The organism is Taklimakanibacter albus (assembly GCF_016595235.1).
GTDB lineage: Bacteria > Pseudomonadota > Alphaproteobacteria > Rhizobiales > Aestuariivirgaceae > Taklimakanibacter > Taklimakanibacter albus.
In genome coordinates this window covers 176368-197777 of record NZ_JAENHL010000008.1, presented here as the reverse complement: position 1 = coordinate 197777, position 21410 = coordinate 176368, and the positions used below count along the sequence as shown (strand labels likewise).

At 61.0% G+C, this 21410-nt stretch carries 18 protein-coding genes and 1 pseudogene; 9 read left to right on the top strand and 10 right to left on the bottom strand.

What is annotated here, in order from left to right; all coding sequences use genetic code 11:
* Position 1: 1 nt before the first annotated feature.
* The 6 genes from JHL16_RS23825 to JHL16_RS23800 are packed head-to-tail and all read right to left on the bottom strand — an operon-like array spanning position 2 to position 5631.
* Positions 2-907 (bottom strand): beta-keto acid cleavage family enzyme, encoded by a 906-nt coding sequence (locus JHL16_RS23825; RefSeq protein WP_200187407.1) that lies wholly within the window; start codon positions 905-907, stop codon positions 2-4.
* Between the two features lie 47 nt (positions 908-954).
* Positions 955-1740: an SDR family oxidoreductase gene (locus JHL16_RS23820; protein WP_200189520.1), complete on the bottom strand. Its 786-nt coding sequence runs from the start codon at positions 1738-1740 to the stop codon at positions 955-957.
* A gap of 46 nt (positions 1741-1786) precedes the next feature.
* A complete protein-coding gene (locus tag JHL16_RS23815) occupies positions 1787-2572 on the bottom strand; it encodes an ABC transporter permease (RefSeq protein WP_200187406.1) in 786 nt (261 codons plus the stop codon).
* Positions 2569-3420, bottom strand: coding sequence for an ABC transporter permease (locus JHL16_RS23810; RefSeq protein ID WP_200187405.1), 852 nt, complete (start codon positions 3418-3420; stop codon positions 2569-2571). Before JHL16_RS23810 ends, JHL16_RS23815 begins: the two co-directional genes overlap by 4 nt.
* Positions 3413-4522, bottom strand: coding sequence for an ATP-binding cassette domain-containing protein (locus JHL16_RS23805; protein WP_200187404.1), 1110 nt, complete (start codon positions 4520-4522; stop codon positions 3413-3415). The genes JHL16_RS23810 and JHL16_RS23805 overlap by 8 nt, the downstream gene beginning before the upstream one ends.
* Positions 4519-5631, bottom strand: a complete 1113-nt coding sequence (locus JHL16_RS23800) for an ABC transporter substrate-binding protein (protein ID WP_200187403.1) — start codon at positions 5629-5631, stop codon at positions 4519-4521. The genes JHL16_RS23805 and JHL16_RS23800 overlap by 4 nt, the downstream gene beginning before the upstream one ends.
* A 258-nt stretch (positions 5632-5889) precedes the next feature.
* On the opposite strand from JHL16_RS23800, the gene JHL16_RS23795 reads away from it, so the two are divergent.
* From JHL16_RS23795 to JHL16_RS23785, 3 genes are all read left to right on the top strand, one after another.
* Entirely contained in the window at positions 5890-6594 is a 705-nt protein-coding gene (locus JHL16_RS23795) for a GntR family transcriptional regulator (protein ID WP_200187402.1), read from the top strand.
* 102 nt (positions 6595-6696) lie between these two features.
* Positions 6697-6972 (top strand): hypothetical protein, encoded by a 276-nt coding sequence (locus JHL16_RS23790; protein WP_200187401.1) that lies wholly within the window; start codon positions 6697-6699, stop codon positions 6970-6972.
* Positions 6973-7073: 101 nt separating this feature from the next.
* Positions 7074-8810 (top strand): phospholipase D-like domain-containing protein, encoded by a 1737-nt coding sequence (locus JHL16_RS23785; protein ID WP_200187400.1) that lies wholly within the window; start codon positions 7074-7076, stop codon positions 8808-8810.
* Positions 8811-8832: 22 nt separating this feature from the next.
* Here JHL16_RS23785 and JHL16_RS23780 read toward each other — a convergent pair whose 3' ends face one another.
* Positions 8833-9759 (bottom strand): LysR family transcriptional regulator, encoded by a 927-nt coding sequence (locus JHL16_RS23780; RefSeq protein WP_200187399.1) that lies wholly within the window; start codon positions 9757-9759, stop codon positions 8833-8835.
* Positions 9760-9918: 159 nt separating this feature from the next.
* Between JHL16_RS23780 and JHL16_RS23775 the strand changes: the two genes are divergently transcribed.
* The 6 genes and pseudogenes from JHL16_RS23775 (at position 9919) to pepT (ending at position 17533) form a co-directional block, all read left to right on the top strand.
* Positions 9919-11484 carry an ABC transporter substrate-binding protein gene (locus JHL16_RS23775; RefSeq protein ID WP_420884568.1) on the top strand — a complete coding sequence of 522 codons (1566 nt, stop codon included), beginning with the start codon at positions 9919-9921 and terminating at the stop codon, positions 11482-11484.
* A gap of 11 nt (positions 11485-11495) precedes the next feature.
* Positions 11496-12467, top strand: a complete 972-nt coding sequence (locus JHL16_RS23770; RefSeq protein ID WP_200189519.1) for an ABC transporter permease — start codon at positions 11496-11498, stop codon at positions 12465-12467.
* Positions 12468-12486: 19 nt separating this feature from the next.
* On the top strand, positions 12487-13344 hold the full coding sequence (locus tag JHL16_RS23765) for an ABC transporter permease (RefSeq protein ID WP_200187397.1): 858 nt from the start codon (positions 12487-12489) through the stop codon (positions 13342-13344).
* Positions 13341-14978: pseudogene (locus JHL16_RS23760) on the top strand (dipeptide ABC transporter ATP-binding protein). The gene JHL16_RS23765 and the pseudogene JHL16_RS23760 overlap by 4 nt, the downstream one beginning before the upstream one ends.
* Before the next feature lie 99 nt (positions 14979-15077).
* Positions 15078-16313: a CapA family protein gene (locus JHL16_RS23755; protein WP_200187396.1), complete on the top strand. Its 1236-nt coding sequence runs from the start codon at positions 15078-15080 to the stop codon at positions 16311-16313.
* Positions 16310-17533: a peptidase T gene (gene pepT, locus JHL16_RS23750; protein ID WP_200187395.1), complete on the top strand. Its 1224-nt coding sequence runs from the start codon at positions 16310-16312 to the stop codon at positions 17531-17533. The genes JHL16_RS23755 and pepT overlap by 4 nt, the downstream gene beginning before the upstream one ends.
* A gap of 17 nt (positions 17534-17550) precedes the next feature.
* Here the strand turns inward: pepT and JHL16_RS23745 are convergent, their stop codons facing one another.
* Genes JHL16_RS23745 through JHL16_RS23735 form a run of 3 tightly spaced genes read right to left on the bottom strand, consistent with a single transcriptional unit; the run spans position 17551 to position 21325 of the window.
* Positions 17551-19116 carry a D-aminopeptidase gene (locus JHL16_RS23745; RefSeq protein ID WP_200187394.1) on the bottom strand — a complete coding sequence of 522 codons (1566 nt, stop codon included), beginning with the start codon at positions 19114-19116 and terminating at the stop codon, positions 17551-17553.
* Between the two features lie 19 nt (positions 19117-19135).
* Complete coding sequence (locus JHL16_RS23740; protein ID WP_200187393.1) at positions 19136-20083, bottom strand: pyridoxal-phosphate dependent enzyme; 948 nt, start codon at positions 20081-20083, stop codon at positions 19136-19138.
* Between the two features lie 36 nt (positions 20084-20119).
* Complete coding sequence (locus JHL16_RS23735) at positions 20120-21325, bottom strand: trans-sulfuration enzyme family protein (protein WP_200187392.1); 1206 nt, start codon at positions 21323-21325, stop codon at positions 20120-20122.
* Positions 21326-21410 lie beyond the last annotated feature (85 nt).

The window sequence follows — 21410 nt, the reverse complement described above, 5'->3', positions numbered from 1 at the left end:
ATCAGCGCCGCTTGATCTTCAAGAGATCGCGCGCGCGCTCTGGCGATGCGATCTTGGCGCCCATTGCCTCGATGATGGTGCGCGCCTTGCTGACGAGCTGGGCGTTCGATCCGTAGACTCCCTTGGAAAGGTAGAGATTGTCTTCGAGGCCAACGCGCACATGGCCGCCCAGCATGACCGATTGCGCCACCATCGGCATTTGCAGACGGCCGATGCCGAAGGAAGCAAATTGCGCCGATGCCGGAAGTGTCGAGACCAGGCTGGCGAGCAGCCCGACATTGGCCGGCATCGCATAGGGAATGGAAGCGCACAGCTGCACCATCATCGGGTCGTCGACCAACCCCTCGGCGATCATCTTCTGGCAGAGCCAGAGATGTCCGGTATCGAACACCTCGAATTCCGGCTTCACCCCAAGCTCCCGGCACAGGCGGGTACCCTGCCTGACATAGTCGGGGGTGGAGAGATAGGTGCGGTTGCCATCGCCGACATTGTAGGGGCCGCAATCGACGGTGCAGATTTCCGGCGCATAGCGGCCTTCATTGACCAGCTCGATGACGTGACGCATGCGCGTCTCCTGGCTCACGAAATCGGTGCCATGCTCCGGGCCGAGAAGCTCGCCGTCATTGGAGACATAGACATAACCGCCCACGCCCGCCGTCAGATTGACGATCACGTCGACGCCGCTTTCGCGGATCGTCTTGACAGTCTCGCGATAATATTTGGTCTCCATGCTGTAGGCGCGGGTCTCGGGGTCGCGGACATGGATATGGACGATGGCTGCGCCGGCCTTCGCTGCCTCGATCGCCGATTGCGCGATCTCCGTAGGCGTTACCGCGCAGTAGGGACTCTTGGTGACTTTCGAATCGTCTCCGGTGACGGCACAGGTGATGATGACTTCGTTTCTCATGCGAGAACTCCGTTGTTGTCGGACTTGAACTGATGGGAGGGGCACGCTCAGTCGCGGGCGACGAGCGTTTCCGTGTGGCCGTCGACGGACAGCGCCTGGCCCGAAATACGGGCGCCCAGATCGGAGCAGACGAAAACAACCATATTGGCAATGTCATCGGCCGTGACGAAGCTGCGCAACGAAGTGTGCTTCACATAATTGTGGCGCAGCGTCTCGGTGTCGATCCCGAGTGCCTGCGATTCTGCCGCCAGGACGCGCACCATGCGGTCGCCCTCGACCGAGCCCGGACATATGGCGTTCACCCTGATGCCATGAGCGCCGAGCTCCATGGCCAGAGTCTTGGTCAATCCCACGACCGCCCATTTCGCCGCCACATAGGGCGCCCGCATGGGAAGGCCGAGAAGCCCGGCCGCCGAGGAGAGATTGACGATCGATCCGCCGCCCGCCTGCTTCAGCAGCGGCACCGCGCGCCTCGTGCAGTAGAACTGACCGGTGAGATTGACGTCCACCGTCGCACGCCATTCCGCATCTTCGATATCCTCGATGAGCTTGGTCGGCCCCGCAATGCCGGCATTGTTGACCATGATGTCGAGCCCACCGAGCTTCGCCAGCGCCTCCTCGAACAGGCGATCGACCGAAGCCTCATCGGCCACATCGGCTCGGGACGACCCTATTGCCGGGTCGGTCTGCGCCAGTCTTGCCAGAAGCTCCGAATTGATGTCGCAGACATGCACATGCGCACCTGCCGCAGCCAAGCCTTTCGCGATGGCATAGCCGATACCGCTGGCGCCCGCCGTGATCAATGCGCGCTTGCCGGAGAGATCGATCTTCATCATTCGTCACCATTCTTGTTGGAAGTCATAGTCATCACGCTCCTTGTCAGCGGAATTTGAGATCGGCCAGCCGATGGACGACGCAAACCAGGAGAATCGTCGCCAGCACCATGAGGGCCGATATGGCATTGACGGTCGGGCTGACGCCGGCGCGCATTTGTCCCCAGATGATGATCGGCAGTGTGTTGGACGATCCGATCGTCAGAAACGACACGCTGAACTCGTCCAGGGACCAGGCGACGACAAGCAGCGCCGCGCCGATCATCGCACTGCGGATCAGCGGCAAGGTGACGGTGGCGAAGGCTTTCGCCGGACTGGCGCCGAGCGTGGCGGCGGCTTCCGAAAGCTGTGGGTCGATACCGGCAATCCGGGCGCTCAGGGTGAACACGAGAAAGGGCAGCGTGATCAGAACATGCCCGATGATGGCCGTCCACAGGCTGAGTCCGATGCCGATGCTGTTGAAGAAAGACAGGAGCGCTATTCCGAGCAGGAGATGTGGCAACAGCAAAGGCAGCGCCATCAGCCCGGCGAAGGCGGTGGTGGATGGGGATCGCGTTCGCGCGATGACAAAGGCGGCCGACGTGCCGATCAGGATGCAGGCAAGTGTCGTGCCGGCAGCCACGATGACGCTGTTCAGAGCGGCCTTCCTGATGATGGGATCGGCGATGACCGCCTGATACCAGGACAGAGTTGGTCCCTGAAAGGGAAAGGCAGCGATGCCCTTGGAGTCGAAGGAGAACAAGACGACGACCGCAATGGGCGCGAACAGGAAGGCGAGAAGCACGCATGTATAGGCCGTGAAGGCGATGATCGAGGTGCGTCCGTAAGTCATGGTCGGTCCTTGATACCGAGGCGGCGGAGGACCAGGGTCATCGCCCAGAGCAATGCGCCCATCAGGAAGATCAGAGTGAAGGCGATGGCCGAACCCAGTGGCCAGTCGAATGAGAGTCCGAAGCGGCTCACCACGGCGTTGCCGGCAAGCTGCGCTTGAGGACCGCCGAGGAGCTGCGGCGTAATGAAGTCGCCGGCGGCGATGACGAAGGTGAGGGCGAAGGCCGAGATGATACCGCGGCTCGCCAGCGGAACGGTTATTCGGGCGAAGGCGCCGAAGGCGGTGGCGCCGAGGCTGCGGGCGGCGGCGATGCAGGCGGGCGGAATGCCGGACAGGGCCGACGTCAGGGGGAGAACAGCCACCGGCACCAATATGCTGACCAGTGTGATGATGACCGCTGCCTTGCTGTAGCTCAGCGCTTCGAGCGGGGCGCCGGGGACGCCCGCGGCGGCCAGCAATTGACCGATCGCGCCCTGCTTTCCGAGCAAGGTCCGCCAGGCATAGATCCGGACGATATAGGCGGTGAAAAGCGATACGATCACCATCAACAAGACGAAGGTGCCGGCGCGTTGCAGCGGACCGAGCGTGATGGCGTAGGCGAGGGGAAAGGCAAGCGCGATGGAGAAGATGCCGACGCAGCTGCCGACCCACAGCGAACGCCAGATGAGATCGCGGAAGAGGGGAGAGGTGACGACCTTCGTGTAGTTGTCGAGCGAAAAGCCGAAGGACACGTCGATGCCGTTGGTGGCGCCGAATGAATAGGCGAAAAGCACGCCAAGCGGCACGATGAAGAAGATCGCCATGAACAGGCCGGCCGGCGCGACCATGAGGCCAAGTTGCCTAAGCATTGTCGGCATCTTCGATATAAGTGATCCCACTCTCGGACCACGAGACGCTGACGGGATCGGCTTCACTGAAGGTGGGTACCGCATCCGATCCCGCCGGCTGCTGGACCAGGAGGCTGTGACCGTCGAGTTCCACGACATAACGGCGATAGGCGCCTTGAAAAATCGCTTCCCGGACGCGACCCGCGGCTGCGTTGGGCCGCCGCTCCGCCTTATTGTCGGAGCTCGCTGCGATTCTTATGGCCTCAGGCCGGATACAGGCCCAGCCCTTCGTTGCCGCGAAGTCCGCCGCGGCGTGTGACTTCAGCAGGAGACTTCCCGCATCGAGCAGAGTTGCTCCCGCTTCGCGCCGCAGCGGTCCAGAGAATAGATTGGCTTCCCCGAGAAACCGGGCGCTGAAAAGGCTGCGCGGCCTGCCATAGACTTCTTCTGGCGTCCCTCGTTGCACGATCTCGCCATTGTTCATGAGCACGATCTCGTCGCTCATGACCATGGCTTCGTCCTGATCATGCGTCACGAAGAGGAAGGTCGCGCCGATCTGCTTCTGCAGGCGGCGCAGCTCGAGCTGCATGGCCTGGCGCAATTTGAGATCGAGCGCGGACATGGGCTCGTCGAGCAGCAGGACCGGCGGACTGTCGGCAAGGGCGCGCGCCAGGGCGACGCGCTGGGCTTGCCCGCCCGACAGCTGATCGATCGAGCGGCCGCCGAACTGGCCGAGTTGAAACAGGTCGAGCAGTTCCTGGACGCGAGCTTGCGTTGCGCTGCGATCGGCGCCGCGCAGACGTAACGCGAAGCCGACATTTTCCGCGACCGTCATATGCGGAAAAAGCGCATAGCGCTGGAATACGAGGCCGACCGGACGGCGATGCGGCGCCGTCCGGGACATATCCTTGCCATCGATGAGCACGCGCCCCTCCGATTGGCGGTCGAGGCCGGCGATGATGCGCATAAGCGTCGTCTTGCCGCAGCCCGAAGGACCGAGAAGCGACACGAACCGGCCTGGCGCCACCGCAAGCGTTACGTCGGACAGCGCCTGCACCGCCCCATACCGCTTGGATATGCCTGCGACAGCGACAGCCGGTCCAGACGACGTCGTCGTGGTCACGACAGCTTGACCTGATCCCAGGCCGCGGTCCAGTCGCGCAAACTGGCTATGTCACCCTCGGCTTCCAGCCGTGGTGAAATGTAGAAGGGGTTCTTTGCCAGGAAGTCGCCGAGCTGGTCGTATGGATAGAGCTTGCGCTGATCCTCGGGCAGGAATTTGACCGCCTCGGAGTTGATCACGCCCGAGCCGGTGCCGGCGGCAATGATCGCATTGGCTTCCGGCGACAGCATCTGGTTGATGAAGGCATAGGTCTCATCAAGATGCGGCGCCTGGTTGGCGATGCAATAGGAGTCGCACCAGAGGAAGGTACCGTCCGTCGGCACATGGGATGCGCCCGCCATGCCCTTCTTCTTCAGTTGGACCTCGATGAAGCGCCAGCCAAGCACGCTCGCATGCGCATCGCCACGGGCCAGGACATCGACGATGTCGCCGAAGCTCGGCGAAACCGCGACGAGATTCTTCTTGATGGGCATATAGGCCTCGACGGTCTTTTCGAGCTGGGTTTTGGTCAGCGAGGCGAAATCCGACGTGTTGAACAGAGTTTTGGCGAAGACCCAGAGATTGGCGGGATCGTCGAGGGTGATGAGGCGCCCGCGATATTTCTCATCACCGAGATCGGCCCACTTGTTCGGGAGATCGGTGAAGAGATCGGCGCGATAGCTGATCGGGTAGTCGCTCCACATGACTGGTGCGGCGAAGTCCTTGCCATCCGCTTTCTGCCAATCGAGCCCCCTGAATTGCGGGAAGAATGCCGCGGCGCTCGGCATTTTCGTGAAATCGATGGCTTGGATCAGGTCGGCGGTGATCAGCGGGCGCACGGCGCTGATGCCGGGGGTCACGACGTCGATGGCGCCCAGTCCGCCGCTGCGCAGCTTGGTGACGATCTCGGCATTGCCGGTGACGTACTGCGCATCGAGAGTGATGCCCTTGTCGCCGAGCGGCGCCATCGCCTTGGGATCGTCATAGCCCTGCCAGCCCAGGAACTTAAGCGTCACATTGGCGGTCTGAGCCCCGGCAGGCCGGCTGCCGATTGCAGGTGGCAGGGCGCCGGCCAACAATAGCGCGGTCAGGAACTGCCCTTGCCGGACGAGGAAATCGCGACGCTTCATGACGTTTCTCCCTTGAAGAACGAGGCCCTGTCGGGCTTGACGATGATTCATTTGGGTTTAAAATCGTTGATCAATGATCAACAATCAGAGTAACTATTCTTTGATCAACGATCAACGATTGTCAAGGCTCGGCGAAAGATTCTTGATCGGTTGCGAGCGAGACATGTAGGTATCGTGAAGCGTGCGGAATCTCGGGGATGCCCGAATCGGCGCGTCATGGCCGGACATCGTGGAGCGCATCAGGAGAAGAAAGCGCGTATGCCCAAAGACACTTCCAGATTTGCGATGCCGCAGCTCAAGTCAACGCCAGTCTCGACAATCGACCATGTCTATTCCGAGCTGAAGAGTGCCCTGATGGCGGGGGAATTCGCTCCCGGCCAACCCTTGCCGCTCGAGGAACTGGCCGTAGCCTTCGGCACCAGCCACATGCCGGTGCGGGAAGCGCTGAACCGGCTCAGTGCCGCCGGGGTTCTGGAAAGCGAGCCGCGCAAGACGACGCGAGTGCCCGTCATCACTGTCGACCGTCTGCGCAGTCTTCTCGAAGTCCGCCTCTTGAACGAAAAGCAGGCCGTGATGTGGGCCGCCGAGCGTGGTGCCCGTCAGGATCTGAAGCCCATCGGGGAAATCAACAGCAAGCTCGACCAGCTCGATTTGAGCAAAAAAGCGGATATCAGGAAATATCTGAAGCTCAACCAGTCGTTCCATTTTTCCGTTTACGGTCTCTGCCAGAACAGGACGCTGATGAATACGATCGAAATTCTCTGGCTCCAGGCCGGGCCGGTTCTCAGCTTGAGGCGATCAGGCGACATCATGCTGCCGGCGCACGACGACCATGCCGAAATCCTCGCTCAGATCGGCAAAGGCAATGGCGCCGCGGCTGCTGCCGCGCTCGAACACGATATCGTCGAGGCCCATGACGAGATTTTCGCCATCCTCGCGGACATGAGCGGGAATGCAGCCTGAGTGATTCGGGCGTCGGTTTAGAGCCGTATCCGCCGCAGAGAGCTGCCGTCAGGCGATCCATCCGATGCTCCGAATGACGAATTGCCTCTCCCCGCCTGGATAATGAATTTCTTCACTGGCGCCCCGGCACCGGCGGGCGCCGGCCTCGCCATGGCGCCGATGTATATGGGGTTCCTCGGCATCATTCCCGACGGCCATGAGGTCGCCTGGGCCGTTCTGCCTTACACTGCCTCAGTGGCGCTTCTGATGGTGAGCCGGGTCCCCAATTTTTCGGGCAAGACCTTGGGCTCGCGCATCAGCCGCGATCTCGTTCTGCCGCTGCTCGGAGTGCACAGGGCGGAGTATGAGCAGAGGAAGGCGGAGACGGTTGCGGAGTAGCGCTTCGAGCCACCCTGATGGCCGGCTCCATCACCAATCGGTCATGGTCGTGATGCATAGTCTGGGGGAAGGTTAAAAGCGACCAGTCGGGGAGAAGTGCCATGACTTCGGCTCATATGACGAGGGAAACGCACAACGGCACGACGATCAAGCTTCACCGGGGGGAGCAAAAATGCCTCGTCGGTCTTGATCTCGATCCGGCGAACGCCACCAATGACTTCGTCGGCTTCGCGTTGGAGTTTCGCGAACCGGGCGGGACACAGTGGAAACGGGTCGGGAACCGCCTGCGCTTCTCCTATGACGGCCTGAGCGAGCGTGAAAAGGCGATGGGCGCACCCTCGACGGAAGCGCCCATTCAGAAATTCCGCTGGATCCATTTTCCCTTCGCGCCGCGCAATGGCGAATATCGCTATCGGGCGACGCCCATGTATATGGGGCATGATGGGGCGCTCCGACGCGGGGATGCCGTCGAGGCGGCCATCGATCTTAGCCACGCGACCATCGGTGACATCCTCGATATCGGCTTCACCCGTGGCTTTGCCTCGTCGCAAGCCTATGCCGACGCCGCGCGCTTTCCCTGCCAGGAGCGCATTCTGCCGCCGCCCGCAAGTGCGCCACCGGCCGATCTCGAGCATGACATGTCGACCTGTGAAAAGGAGTATGCCTGGTTGGGCTTTGAAAGCCGCGCAACCATCTATGGCCTGCTTGACGAGGCGCAGGCCGACGCCACGGTCACGGTGGACGCGATGCTCTACGAGCTGCGCGAGCCCGAGATCGTCCGCAGGCTGGAACGGCTCGGGCCGCGGCTGCGCGCCATCGTCGATAATCATGATGCGCATGCCGACCCCACTTCGAACGAAAGTGTCGCGAGTGATCGGCTGCGGGCCTCAGGCGCCGCGGTCAAACGCGGCAAGTTCGGCCGCCAGCAGCACAACAAGGTCCTCGTCCTGCGCCGCAACGGCAGCCCTTATAAGGCGCTCGCCGGCTCCACGAACTTCACGCTGCGCGGCCTCTATGTCCAGAACAACAACACGATCGTATTCACCGATACGAAAGTGACGCCGCTTCTTGGCGCGGTCTTCGATCGATATTTCGAGATCATCGACCAGCCGCGTGCCGCGGGCAAATTCAGGCAGGATCCGCTGTCGCAGGTCTGGCATGACTGCACGACCGCCGGTGGCCCGGTTCTCCGCCTGGCCATTTCACCGCATGCGGACCCGGCGCTCACCCTCGATCCGATCGCGCAAGCCATCGAGCAGGCTGAGAGCTCCGTGCTCTATGCTGTCGTTTTCCTGAATCAGCTCACCGGTCGCGTACGCGAGACGCTCGAGGAGCTCGTCCTGCGGTCGACTTTCTCCTATGGCATTGCGCAGCGGACCGGCGGGCTTTCGGTCTTCAAGCCGGACGGCAGCCGTGGCCTCGTCTCTTTCGCCTATCTCGCCGAGAATGCGCCCGAGCCTTTCGCGGCCGAATGGTCCAGCTATGCCGGGGGTGACAGTCGCTCGAATGTATTGCATCACAAATTCGTCGTCACCGACTTCAACACGCCCAATGCCAAGGTCTTCACGGGATCGTCGAACATGGCGGCCGGCGGTGAAAAGGAGAATGGCGACCATCTCATCCTGATCGAAGACGGGCGTGCGGCGACCAGCTATGCGGTGGAGGCCCTGCGCATATTCGATCACTTCCACTTCCGCGTCGCCATGCGAGAAGCGGAAACCCGGCGTCGCGTGCTCAAACTGGCCAAGCCGCCCATTGGCGGCGAGCATCCATGGTTCCGGGAGGTTTTCATTCCGGGGCATATCAAAGAGCGCGACCGCCTGCTTTTCAGCACATGAGATCGCGTCTCCTGATCAGACATTAGCGGGCATCCTGTTCGCGTCTTATCACTTCCATGAACGTGCTCACAATCGTCGACTCCCTCGAGAACTTGTCATTGCCGCGATGCCAGCACACGACATATTCGTAGGTGGTTGCCGGTTGAAAGGGCACGATCTTCACATCGAACATTTGATATTGCCGAGCCATGAAGCTGTTATCGAGGGAGATTCCTATACCGTGTGTGACGTACACCGCTGAAAGGCCTATCGTGTCGGTATAGATCTTTGGCGACAGCGAGAAGTTGCCGCGTCCGAAAGTCAGGAAGCCGAGCTTGTTGGATGCATATTCCCGCTCCAGGACGATAAGGCGCTCATTCGCGATGTCGTCCACTGTAATGACGTCTTTGGACGCGAGGCGATGGTCGTGCGGCAGCAGGCAGACGCTCTTGCTTTCGGCGATGATCTGCCATTCGAAGAAGCGCTCGTCCAACGGCAGCCGGGAAATCCCGATATCGGCCTCTCCGGTCAGAATGCTCTGTGTTATCTGATCATAACGCTGTGCCTTCACATGAAATTCGAGAGACGGATCGAGTTCGTCGAGGGCCAGAATGATCTTTGGGACGAGCGTCAAGGTGAGGATGTCAGGTGCTGCGATCGTCAGGCTGTTGCGTTTGATGCGGAAAGCGTCGGTGATCTCCTTCTCGATACGCCCGAGCGTCTCAAAGTACCGGTCCAGGCGGTTGTAGATGTCGATCGCGCGCGTGGTCGGGATGAGGCCGCGGCGATCCCTCTCGAAAAGCTTCTCGCCGACGGCCTCTTCGAACTGCTTCAGATGCTGGCTGACGGCCGACTGGGTAATGCCAAGCTCTCTCGCGGCCCGTCTGGTCGATCCTGTTCTGATGATCTCCCGGAAAATCTCCGCCGACCTTATGCCGGTCTTGCTGCTTCCGTCCGAAATTTCAGTCATTTCATCCCTCTCGATCACCTATATTAGTAAAACTAATCAGGTGTCATAAGAACTTAATAAATTGACGGTTTTCGCGGCTCCCCGCATCGTCGACGTACAAGAAATGATGAACACTTCGACATAAAGGGAGCCATAGGAAAAATGGGTAAGAAACTCAGGATGGGGATGCTTGCGGCCGCGGCGGCGCTCGGATTGTGTGCGGCGAGTGTCCTGCCTTCCACGGCTCAGGAATTGCGTGTCGCGACGTCCTACAAGTTGCTCACCCTTGATCCTCATTATGCGGTTCTGAACGAGAATATCGCGCTGCTGTCGCATATATATGAGCGCCTCCTGTATCAGGACGAGGCTCTCAATCTCAAGCCGGGTCTGGCGACGTCGTGGAAACGACTGTCGGAGACACAATGGGAGTTCAAGCTCCGTGAGAATGTCCGCTTCCAGGATGGCTCGGCTTTTGGCGCCGAGGACGTGGTTTACACCATCAAGCGCATTCAGGGCTTTCTGAAACCGCCCAGCGGCGGCTTTCAGGCTTATGCGAAGTCGATCAAATCGGTTACGGCTTCCGATCCCCTGACAGTCGTCGTCGAGACGGATGGCAGCGTGCCGACTTTGCCGCTCCAGTTGTCGAACATTTTCATCATGCATCACGAGGCGGCGGGCTTCAGAACGACCGAGGAGCTCAACTCGGGTGCTTTGGCCAACGGGACGGGTCCCTACAAATTCGACAGCTGGCAGTCCGGTGAGACGCTCAAGCTCACGCGAAACGAGGATTATTGGGGTGGGAAGCCTTCCTGGTCCGAAGTGACGTTCCGCATCATCGAAAGCCCCGCGGCGCGGGTGGCGGCCCTGGTCGCCCAGGACGTGGATCTCGCGGATTTCATCCCGGCGCGCGACGTCGAAGGTGTAAAGAAGCGGGGGCTGAAGGTCGAAAGCGTCAGTGCCGCCCGCTCGAACTTCCTGCAGTTCGATCTGGGTCGTGAAGAGCTGCCCGAAGTGACCGACAAGGATGGCAACCCTATTCCGAATCCGTTCCGTGATGTCCGTGTGCGGCGCGCTTTGGCCATGGCGACCGATCGCCAGTTCCTGGCAGACAAGATCCTGCTGGGCTATGGGACCGCAGCGGCGCAGTTTTTTCCCAACGGACTCCCTGGCACGTCGGCAAACTTGGTTCCGGAACCACCCGACTACGAAAAAGCCAAGGCTCTTCTGGCGGAAGCGGGTTATCCGAATGGGTTCAATCTGAGCCTGGCCGGTTCGTCGGGCCGCTATCCGGGCGATGGCGAAACCTTGCAAGCGATCGCGCAGAACTGGGCGCGGGCGGGTATCGGCGTCAAGCCGGTCGCGGTGCCGTTCTCGGTATTCGAAACGAACCGGGCAGGGGGCAAATATGCCGTCTGGTACGCCGGGTGCTCCGGCGAAGCGGTCGATATCTGCCTCAATGCGGTGGTCGCATCGCCCGACAAAGAGCGCGGCACCGGCGCATTGAACTACGGCAATTATCGCAACCCGGCCTTCGACGATGCGCTCGCCAAAGCGCGGACCATCGAGGTTGGTCCCGAACGGGATGCGGCAATTGCGCGGGCGGCCGAACTCGTGATGGCTGACCAACCCGTCATCCCGCTCTATCACTTTCACCATATCTCGGCTTACGGCGGAAAGGTCGCGTCCTATACGATGCATCCGCGCGGATGGACGACCGCCATGCAGGCCGTTCCTTCGGACAAGTGAGCGCATCGGTGATGACAAATGTCATTCTGGGAAGGTTTCTGCAGGCGTTCCTTCTGCTTCTGGTGATGTCGCTGATCGGCTTCATCGGCATCCACAGTGCCGGAAACCCGGTCTACAACATCGTCAATGTTGAAACCGCATCCGCCGAGGATATCAGGGAGGCGACGATCGCGCTCGGGCTCGATCAGCCTCTCTGGGTTCAGTATGCCCGCTTCCTCGAAAATGTGGGAACTGGAAACTTCGGAACATCTTACATCTACCACTTGCCCGCGTTCGGACTGCTTCTCAGCAAGCTTCCCGCCACGTTCGAACTTGCCTTTCTGGCGATGTTGCTGGCCGCACCCATCGGAACCGGATTGGGCCTGCTGGCAGGCCGTCATCCGGGTTCCGTTCTTGATGGTCTGATCCTGCGCTCGAGCGTATTTGCCCTGAGCATTCCTTCCTTCTGGTTGAGCATGTTGCTCATCCTAGTCGGGGCCATCTTCACGGGGTGGTTTCCCTCCGGAGGGCGTGGAGAAACATCGAGCCTTCTGGGGCAGAACTGGAGTTTTCTGACGCTCGATGGGCTGAGGCATCTGGCTCTTCCCGTTCTCGCACTCGCCATACCGAACATTGCCCTGATCGCGCGGTTGGCAAGGTCGGGGACGGTGGAGGTCGAGCGGCTCGACTTCACGCGGTTCTGCAGAGCGAAAGGGCTTTCTCCAAGCCGCATACGGTTGAGGCACACTCTTCCGAATATCAGCATTCCGATCGTCACGATCGTCGGCCTTCAATTCGGAGGCATGCTTGCCTTTGCGGTGGTGGTCGAAAGCATCTTTGCATGGCCGGGCATCGGCAAGCTTCTCATCGATTCCATTCAACTCCTCGACCGACCGGTCGTGATGGCGACATTGACCTTCGTTTCGGCGGTGTTTGTTCTTCTCAATGCCCTGGTCGATATCACTTACTCCATCCTTGACCCACGTGTCCGTGTGTCCGCGTGAGGTCGCCACGATGATCGGAATGAAAATCAAGCGCGCCTTACCTCACCCGGCGCTGTCCGTCTCAGGGATCATATTGACGTGCTACGTCCTCGCAGCCGTCGCAGCGCCACTCCTGGCGCCGCAGAATCCCTACGATCCGCTGCAGATCTTTGGCTGGGAAGCGTCATCCCCGCCCGGTTCGACGGGAAGCGGCGGATATCGTTATCTGCTCGGAACCGACGGTCTCGGCCGCGATATCGCAAGTGGCATTCTTTACGGACTGCGCATCAGTCTCGTCGTTTCCCTCAGCGGCACTATCATCGCGGCCGTCATCGGCCTTTCTGCCGGCGTTGCCGCCGCCTATTTCGGCAAATGGATCGACATCATCATCATGCGGCTGGTTGACCTTCAGCTCAGCCTGCCGACCATGCTCGTCGCCCTCATTGCGATTGTTTCATTGGGGCCGGGAATTGACCGGATCATTCTCGCCCTCATCATCGTGCAATGGGCTGCCTTCGCGCGGATCGCGCGTGGCGTGGCGCTGAGCGAAACCGGCAAATCATACATGGATGCGGCCAGCCTGCTGAGGCTGCCTTCCTACCGTGTCATCTTCCGACACCTTCTCCCCAACAGCATAGCTCCCGCGATCACATTGTTGCCGGTGGAGATCGGTCACGCCATCGCCTTGGAGGCGACCTTGTCCTTTCTGGGGCTCGGCGTGCCCATCGACAAGCCATCCCTCGGTTCGATGGTGGCGAGCGGCTTTCAGTATCTCTTGACTGGTCAGTATTGGATCAGTTTTTTCCCCGGCCTGGCCTTGTTCGGACTCATCGCCAGCATCAACTTTGTCGGCGAGGATGTGCGACGCCGCTTCGACCCGAGGGGAAGTTCGCTATGAAGCTCGAGGCTGACAGGCCGCCCTTGCTCGAAGTGCGGAATCTCTCGGTACGGTATCTCGCCAAGGGCGGACCGATGACCATTGTCCGGGATGTGAGCTTCGATCTTCGCCGCGGCGAGATTCTGGGCATTATCGGTGAGTCGGGTGCGGGAAAGTCCACATTGGGCAATGCGATCATCGGCCTGCTCGACCCCAATTTCGAGCCGCCGACAGGCGAGATCCGGCTCAACGGCAAGGCGGTCGTCAACGGGCGGGCGCGTGAGGCGCTGCGCGGCCGCAAGATCGCCAGTGTCTTTCAGGATCATACGGCCTCACTCGATCCTCTGATGACGGTCGGGGCGCAACTGGCGGAGACCATTCTTGCAACCGGCCGCAAGGCATCGCGCAAGCAAGCGCAGACCCTTGCGATCGAGCTGATGGGACGTGTGGGCATACAAGATCCGGAACGCCGCTTCATGAGCTATCCTCACCAGCTCTCCGGCGGGCAAAGACAACGAGTGGTGATTGCCATAGCGCTGGCGGGCTCACCCGAAATCATCGTGGCGGATGAGCCGACCTCGGCCTTGGACGCGACGATCCAGATGCAGATCCTGCGGCTGCTGCGCCGGCTGGTCGATGAGGAGATGCTCTCCATCGTCCTCGTCACCCACGACATGGGCGTCATCTCCGAAATAGCCGATCGGGTCCTGGTGATGAAGGACGGCGTGGTGGTCGAACAAGATACGACAGCGTCGGTGCTCGAGACGCCGAAGAACAGCTACACGCGCAGCCTGCTGGCGGCAGTGCCCAGGCTCAAGATCTCCGACGTCCCGCAATCAAAGCATCACGAAGAACAAGAGGGCGCGCCGATCCTGCTTGTCGAGGGGGTGTCAAAGGCGTTTTCGAACCCACGGATGCGCTTCTTCGGAAAGCGATCGGAAAAATCAGCGTTGCAGAATGTCAGTCTCAGCTTGGCACGTGGCACGGTGGCGGGGATCGTCGGTGAAAGTGGAAGCGGAAAAACGACGATAGGGCGCATCGTAGCCGGGCTGGAAACGGCGAATGCCGGGAGCATCGTGCTCGATCGTGCCAAATATGATGTCTCACTTCGCGGAAGCAAAAACGGTCTGCTCGGACACGTCCAGATGATCTTTCAGGATCCGGCAAGCTCGCTGAATCCGCGGATGACGATCGCAGAGACCCTCGTCGAGAGTGTCCGCTTCGGGTTGAAGGTTCAGCCGGAGAACAAGAACCCTGGCGTCGAGGCGATGATGGACCGGACCGGTCTCGCCAGAAGTCTTCTTGATCGTTTTCCGCATCAGCTTTCCGGGGGACAGAAGCAGCGCGTCTGCATCGCAAGGGCGCTCCTGGCCGGCCCCGGAATCATAGTTGCGGACGAGCCGACCTCAGCGCTCGATGTGTCGGTGTAGTCGGAAATCATCGCCCTTCTGAGGGAATGCGTCATGGAGCAGAATCTGTCGATGTTGTTCATATCCCACGACCTCGCGGTGGTGCAGGATGTCTGCAGCTTCGTGTACATCATGAAAGACGGCCGAATTGAGGATCATGGGCCGTCCCGGTTCATATTCGCGCAATCGGACAATCCATATACGCGCAGCCTGATCGAGGCGCGGCCGCGAAGATTCATGCAATAGCGCCGCCCTCACACCGCCGCGGTCGATAGGCCGGTCGCGCGCATCCTATCATCATCACTTGTGAACGGACGGCCAAGCGGCGTCCGAGAAGGAGAATCTATGCCTGAGAACTTCACATTGGCCGTTACGGGACAGTCCCTCATTCATCACGATGTCAGGTCGGATAGCAGCCCTGAGTTTCGGAAAGTGAATGTCCTGCTTCAGGAAGCGGACCTCGCTTTTACGAATTTCGAGGGGACGATTGCCGGCAGCCATGGCGGGTGGCCGTTGAAAGGATCCGCCTTCGGCAGCAGCCCGCCTCACGTCCTCGACGCTCTCCAGGGAATGGGCTTTCAGGCGCTTTCCCTGTCCAACAACCACTCCTTCGACCTCGGGCCATCGGGGGTGCTCTCGACCTTGGAGGAAGTCGAGAAGCGGGGTTTCCTTCACGGTGGCATCGGCCGCAACATGCGTGAGGCATCCACACCATTGACCGGCTCGTTCAAGTCCCGCTCTGTCTCTCTCATTGCGATGGATGGAGGGCCGGGGCCTGATTTCATGTATGCCGAGGACGGTTGGGAAGAGAGGCCTGAAAGGCCGGGGGTAAACCCTCTTCGTCTGTCCCGGATACTCGAGGTGGATACGGAGACCTTCGAGCAGCTTCGTGTGATCCGGGACAAGATCGGATATTCCGCGGTCGATATGATCATCGATTGCCAGCCGGACGACAAACCTGCGATCGATGAGGGCGAATTGGCATTGGGGAGAGCTGTCTACAGCAAGTCGCAAAAATGCGGACGGGGTGTGAAGGTCAACGCGACTGACCTGGAAAGGAATCTCCAGTCGATCGCGGCGGCGGCGCATACCGGCAGCCTGGTCATCGCCTATCTTCATCACCATCATTGGGCGAGCGACTGGCTGCAGCCGCCGGACTGGATCGGCAATATCGCGAGGAAATGCATCGACGCGGGCGCCGCCGCCTTTGTGAGTCACGGCGCGCCGGTGCTTCAGCCGGTCCAGATCTACAAAGGGCGTCCCATCTTCTACAGCCTTGGAAACTTCATCTTTCATTCCGTGGCTGACTCGCCGCTTTGGTTGCGCCCGGAAGTCTGGGAAAGTGTGGTCGGCATATGCTCGTTCGACGATGACAGCCAGCTGACCGGCCTGAAGTTCTATCCCGTGCTCATCGGCGGTGAGGAAGGACTGAAGGACGACCGGATTGAGCGTCGGCTTGTGCCGCATCTGGCGACCGGCGCCACCGCGCAGAGAATCTTGCGGCGGCTCTCTGATCATTCAAAGAGATTTGGCACCCTTATCGAGCTTGTCGACGATGTTGGAGTTCTTCGCCTGGCATGAATATACGTCCTGAGCTGCTGACCAGATTCTTCCGATATGTCGCGATCGAAAGCCAGAGCGACCAGCGGACGCCGGCATTGCCGTCCACGGCCGGTCAGCATGCGTTAGCGGCCCTTTTGGCGGCCGAAATGTGTGACCTGGGATTGGATGATGTCATGGTGGATGAGAATGCCATTGTGACCGCCGTGAAGAGGGGCAACAGATCCTCTGCGCCGAAGATCGGATTCATCGCGCATCTGGATACGGCTGATGTCGGCCTTTCCCCGTCTATAAGCCCGCAAATCTTGCGATTTGCGGGGGAAGACCTCTGCCTCAATTGGGAAAAGGACATCTGGTTTCGCGCCGCCGATCATCCGGAGGCGATGGCTTGGAGTGGGCACGATGTCATTTTCAGCGACGGCACCAGCGTGCTCGGCGCCGACAACAAAGCCGCGATCGCCGTCATCATGACGCTGCTTTCGCAGCTTCGCACGTGCGATGCTCATGGCGATATCTGCGTCGCCTTCGTGCCTGACGAGGAGATCGGTCTGAGAGGCGCAAAAGCATTGGATCTGTCGCGATTTCCCTGCGACTTCGCCTATACGATCGACTGCTGCGAACTGGGCGAGGTGGTTGTCGAGAACTTCAACGCGGCATTGGTGGAAATCACCTTTACCGGGGTGAGCGCGCATCCGATGTCCGCCAAGGGCGTCATGGTCAACCCGCTGTTGATGGCGCTCGATTTTGTCGCACAGTTCGATCGCAGCGAAACGCCTGAATGCACGGAGGGGAGAGAAGGGTATTTCTGGTTCAGCGACCTTGCGGCGAATGACGGCAATGCCCGTCTCACCGTCATGATCCGTGATTTCGACAAAGCGGTGTTTGAACACCGAAAGCGCCGGATAGGCGAGGTGGCGGAACTGATCCGGCAACGATATCCGCGCGGGCAGGTCGAATTCGAGATTTCGGATACCTACAGCAATATCGGCGACAGCCTCGGCAGCGACAGGCGGTCGATCGACCTGCTGCTGGCGGCGCTAAAGGAGCTCGGGATCACACCGAAGCTCATACCCATGCGCGGAGGCACAGACGGAGCGGCATTGTCCGCGCGCGGTCTGCCGACGCCGAACTTCTTCACCGGCGCGCATAATTTTCATTCGCGGTTTGAGTTTCTGCCCGTTGCCGCATTTGAAAAGTCGTTCGAGGTAGCTCTGGCCATTTGTAAATTGGCGGCCAAGTGAGGGCACTGCGAGAGGGGCTACTCCCGCCTCTCGAACCGCACTTTGCGCGCCAGCCAGCAGCCGACCGTGACCGAGGTAATCCGGCCGCCGCCATCGCGCTCGAAAGCGAGCGTCCAGTCACCAGGCGCCGGCGCGTCCATGGAGCGCTGGCAGGGCAGGCGCCAGATGTCGGCGCCCACGGGGTAGAGAGGCTGCATCGCACCCTTGCCGAGGAAGCCTTCGAAGGCGCCGTAAAAGGCGCTGCCCGTCCGGGTGATCTCGAAAACCGCATCGAGCTCGGCGCTGCCGTAACGGCCCGTAATGTTCGTCTTGGCCTCACCGGTGACACGGCGCAGCACGCCGCGCAGATTGTCGATGGGGCGCGCCATGTGGAGCACATCGCCGTCGCGCTCAAGCGTCATGCCGGGTGAAGCGGCTTTGCTGGGGCCGGTCAGATCGAGCATCTCGGCATCAGTGGTGAAGCGTGCGGCAAGCTGGCCGTCTTTGGCGGTCTTGCTGATATCGATCAGAAGGCCGGTCTCGGGATCGAAATAGGCGCCGGTCCATTGCGGATCATAGGCGATGCCCTTTGCGGTTGGCTCAGCTTGGCCCAAGGCCGCGCGCAGCACCCGGAAGGCGGCCTCGCGGGCACTCGCCTGGTGATTGAAGAGCACGACGACGGAGAGGCGCTCGGCCGCCGCATGGAGCCGCTGGCTCCGGAAACCGCGCAATGCGCCGCCATGGCCGGTGAGCGCCACGCCGTTGCTCTCCATATGCGCGAGGCCGAAGCCGTAGCTCGCCTTCCGGCCATCGGCAAAATCCGGCCGCATCGACAGACGCCGATAGAGACCCTTGGCGTCGTCGCGGGTGCGGTCGATGAATTGCTCCCAGGCGATCATGTCGTCGAGCGAGGCGATCATGCCGGCATCGCCGGTCCAGTGGATGTTGTTCACCGCCGGAATGAAGCCGAATGCGGCGTCGCCTTCATAGCCGACCACGCCGCCGGGCAGCCGGCCGGTCTCGGGATTGAGCCGCGCCGTCGCCATGCCGGCGGAGGCCAGGATCCTGTCGCGCAGCAATTCGGCGAAATCCCGGTTCAGCTCATTCTCGATCAGGTCGGAGATCAGGCGGAAATTGTTGTTGCAGTAAGAGTATTGCATGCCGGCCGGGAAATGCAGCGAACGCGTCAGGCCGATCAGCTCGGCGGCGTCGGCAGGGCGAAACTGGCCTTCGGGCCTGGCGCCACACAGAACGGTGAGCGCCCAATAGTCGCGCAGGCCCGACTGGTTGTGGCAGAGATCGATGACGCGCGGCGGCGTGTCCTGAAGCTCAGGGATGCGGGCCCTGAGTGCCGCATCGAGAAGGCTCGTATCGGCGAAGCGGTCGAGCAGCAGCGCACAGGTGAATTGCTTGGTGATCGAGCAGATCGGAAACAAAGTCTCGGGCGCAAAGGGCAGGCGCTGCTCAAGATCGGCGAAGCCCCAGGCGTGCCGCGCGATCACCGCACCGTCCTTGAGGACGGCGACGGCGCCGCCTGGTCCTTTGAACCGGGTGGCGAGGTCAGCGATGGCGCGGTCGAGATTCGTCAGAGCAGGCTTGGTCATGGCGGGAGTCTCGTTCTCTTCACTTTCCGGCGAGCGCCAGGATCTTGTGGGCATCGACATTGGCGCCGCACAGGACGACGACATTGACGCTGTCGCTCTTTGTGGGCTTGCGCTTGAGGAAGCCGGCATAGGCGAGGCCCGCCGCGCCCTCGACGATCATGTTTTCCGTGAGGACCAGCGCCTTGAGGGCGGCCGTGATCTCTGCCTCGCTGCACTGGATGACCTCATCGATCGCCGCCATTACGAGCGGCAAGGTCATGCTGTCCGCATCGACGCCACCGGCGACGCCGTCGGCAAGGGTTGGATGATGCTCGACCTCGACGATGCGGCCGGCTTTCATAGATGCGGCCAAAGCGGCCGAATTCTCCGCCGCGACGCCGATGATCTTCGTATCGGGACTGTAGCTCTTCATGACCGAAGCGATGCCGGAGATCAGCCCGCCGCCACCCATGGCGATGAAGACCGTGTCGATATGCCTATGCTGCTCGAGAAGTTCGAGCCCGATGGTGCCTTGCCCGGCGATGATGTCGGGATCGTTATAGGGGGAGACATAGACGAGGCCGCGGGCACCGGCGGCCGCCTGCGCATGCATTTCGGCGGCGCCCGATTCATCGCCTTCCAGCAGGACTTCGACGCCATAGGCCTGGATGCGGTTCAGCTTGATGCTCGTGACGTTTTTTGGCAGCACGACGGTGAGCTTGTTGCCGGTGAGGGAGGCCGCCTTGGCGCTGGCGATGCCGTGATTGCCGGACGAGGCGGTGATGAGACCCTGTCCCTTGGCGATAGCGGTCATCTTGCTCGCGGCGCCGCGAAACTTGAACGACCCGGTATGCTGGAAATTCTCCGCCTTGAAGAACAGCGATGCATCCGAGCGCGCCGGCAACAAAGGCGTCTCATAGACATAATCACGAATGCGCCGCCGGGTCTGCACCGACAGCGCCGCCTGCTCAAGCACGATATCCTTCATGGTCTGTCCCTGGTTCGATTGTCCAATATCAAGCCGCTACAGCACCTCGTCGAGATCGGCGCAGATATCTTCGGCGTCCTCGAGCCCGATCGAGAAGCGGAAGACACCGTCACCGGCAAAATCGCGATAGCGCTTGAGAAGCTCGCCCTCGTGGCGGAAGGTCGAGCGCATCAGGGCGTCGGTTGGGATCCAGTAGACGAGGCTCCTGTGATGGCCGAGCGACACCGCATAGTGGATGATCTCGAGCTTCTCGACCATGCGTTTGGCGAGCGCTGCGCCGTCCGCGACCCGGAAGGTCATCATGCCGGAGAAGTTCTTCATCTGGCGGCGCGCCAGCTCATGCTGGGGATGTGAGGCGAGACCCGGATAGAAGACCCGTGTCACGTTTTTGTGTCCTTCGAGGAACCGGGCGACGGCGAGTGCCGTCTCCTCATGGGCGCGCATGCGGATCGGCAGGGTCGCGGCCCCCCGCAGGATCAGCCAGGCATTGAAGGGTGACAGCACGCCGCCATAATGCACGGTGGCCTCGAGATTGAGCGCCTCGAGATCGGCCTTGCGGCCGAGCACGCAGCCGCCCATCGCATCGCCATGGCCGCCGATATATTTGGTGAGCGAATGCACCACGAAATCGGCACCGAGCTCGAGCGGCCGCGTGCCGATAGGTGACGCGAAGGTCGAATCGACAGCGACGTCACATACGCCTTTGGCGCGCGCCAGGCGGGCGAGGGCGGCGATATCGGCGAGCCGCATGATCGGATTGGCCGGCGTCTCGATCCACATCATGCGCGTATTGGGCCTGATGGAGCGCTCCACCATGTCGAGATCCGACATGTCGACCGGGGTCACTTCGATGCCGAAGCGGGGCAGGCTGTCGCGCACGAGTTCCGCGGTGCCGACATAATTGGTGTCGGAAATGACGAGATGGTCACCCTGGCTCAGCCGCCCGAGGAGAAGCGCGCTCGAGGCCGCCATGCCGGAAGCATAACACTGGCAGGCTTCGGCGCCTTCGAGGGCCGAAAGCTTGTCTTCGAGCTGCTTGACGGTCGGATTGGAGACGCGCGCATAGACGAAGCCTTCGTAGCTGTCGCGGTTGCGGGCGGAGAAGCCTGCAACTTCGGTCGGCGCGAAGGTCGACGACATTACGAGATTGGGCGAGGAGGCTCGGCTGACCGGGTCCACGGCTTCCCCCGCATGGATGGCGGTGGTCCTTATCCCCTTTTGCCGGTTGGAAATTTTGTCCATGGAATTGCCCTCACTATGTACAAGCTGTAACAGGACCCGGTGGGGGAATGCGACTCGTTTATGGGGATCGGCCAATCGTGCCCGG

Bases quoted from the DNA above. Each gene is read 5' to 3' on its own strand.
- JHL16_RS23775 (WP_420884568.1), top strand. From the start codon at position 9,919: ATGGGGATGCTTGCGGCCGCGGCGGCGCTCGGATTGTGTGCGGCGAGT.
- JHL16_RS23740 (WP_200187393.1), bottom strand. From the start codon at position 20,083: ATGAAGGATATCGTGCTTGAGCAGGCGGCGCTGTCGGTGCAGACCCGG.
- JHL16_RS23825 (WP_200187407.1), bottom strand. From the start codon at position 907: ATGAGAAACGAAGTCATCATCACCTGTGCCGTCACCGGAGACGATTCG.
- JHL16_RS23755 (WP_200187396.1), top strand. From the start codon at position 15,078: ATGCCTGAGAACTTCACATTGGCCGTTACGGGACAGTCCCTCATTCAT.
- JHL16_RS23735 (WP_200187392.1), bottom strand. From the start codon at position 21,325: ATGGACAAAATTTCCAACCGGCAAAAGGGGATAAGGACCACCGCCATC.
- JHL16_RS23745 (WP_200187394.1), bottom strand. From the start codon at position 19,116: ATGACCAAGCCTGCTCTGACGAATCTCGACCGCGCCATCGCTGACCTC.
- pepT (WP_200187395.1), top strand. From the start codon at position 16,310: ATGAATATACGTCCTGAGCTGCTGACCAGATTCTTCCGATATGTCGCG.
- JHL16_RS23790 (WP_200187401.1), top strand. From the start codon at position 6,697: ATGAATTTCTTCACTGGCGCCCCGGCACCGGCGGGCGCCGGCCTCGCC.
- JHL16_RS23770 (WP_200189519.1), top strand. From the start codon at position 11,496: ATGACAAATGTCATTCTGGGAAGGTTTCTGCAGGCGTTCCTTCTGCTT.
- JHL16_RS23800 (WP_200187403.1), bottom strand. From the start codon at position 5,631: ATGAAGCGTCGCGATTTCCTCGTCCGGCAAGGGCAGTTCCTGACCGCG.
- JHL16_RS23785 (WP_200187400.1), top strand. From the start codon at position 7,074: ATGACTTCGGCTCATATGACGAGGGAAACGCACAACGGCACGACGATC.
- JHL16_RS23815 (WP_200187406.1), bottom strand. From the start codon at position 2,572: ATGACTTACGGACGCACCTCGATCATCGCCTTCACGGCCTATACATGC.
- JHL16_RS23765 (WP_200187397.1), top strand. From the start codon at position 12,487: ATGAAAATCAAGCGCGCCTTACCTCACCCGGCGCTGTCCGTCTCAGGG.
- JHL16_RS23810 (WP_200187405.1), bottom strand. From the start codon at position 3,420: ATGCTTAGGCAACTTGGCCTCATGGTCGCGCCGGCCGGCCTGTTCATG.
- JHL16_RS23820 (WP_200189520.1), bottom strand. From the start codon at position 1,740: ATGAAGATCGATCTCTCCGGCAAGCGCGCATTGATCACGGCGGGCGCC.
- JHL16_RS23795 (WP_200187402.1), top strand. From the start codon at position 5,890: ATGCCCAAAGACACTTCCAGATTTGCGATGCCGCAGCTCAAGTCAACG.
- JHL16_RS23780 (WP_200187399.1), bottom strand. From the start codon at position 9,759: ATGACTGAAATTTCGGACGGAAGCAGCAAGACCGGCATAAGGTCGGCG.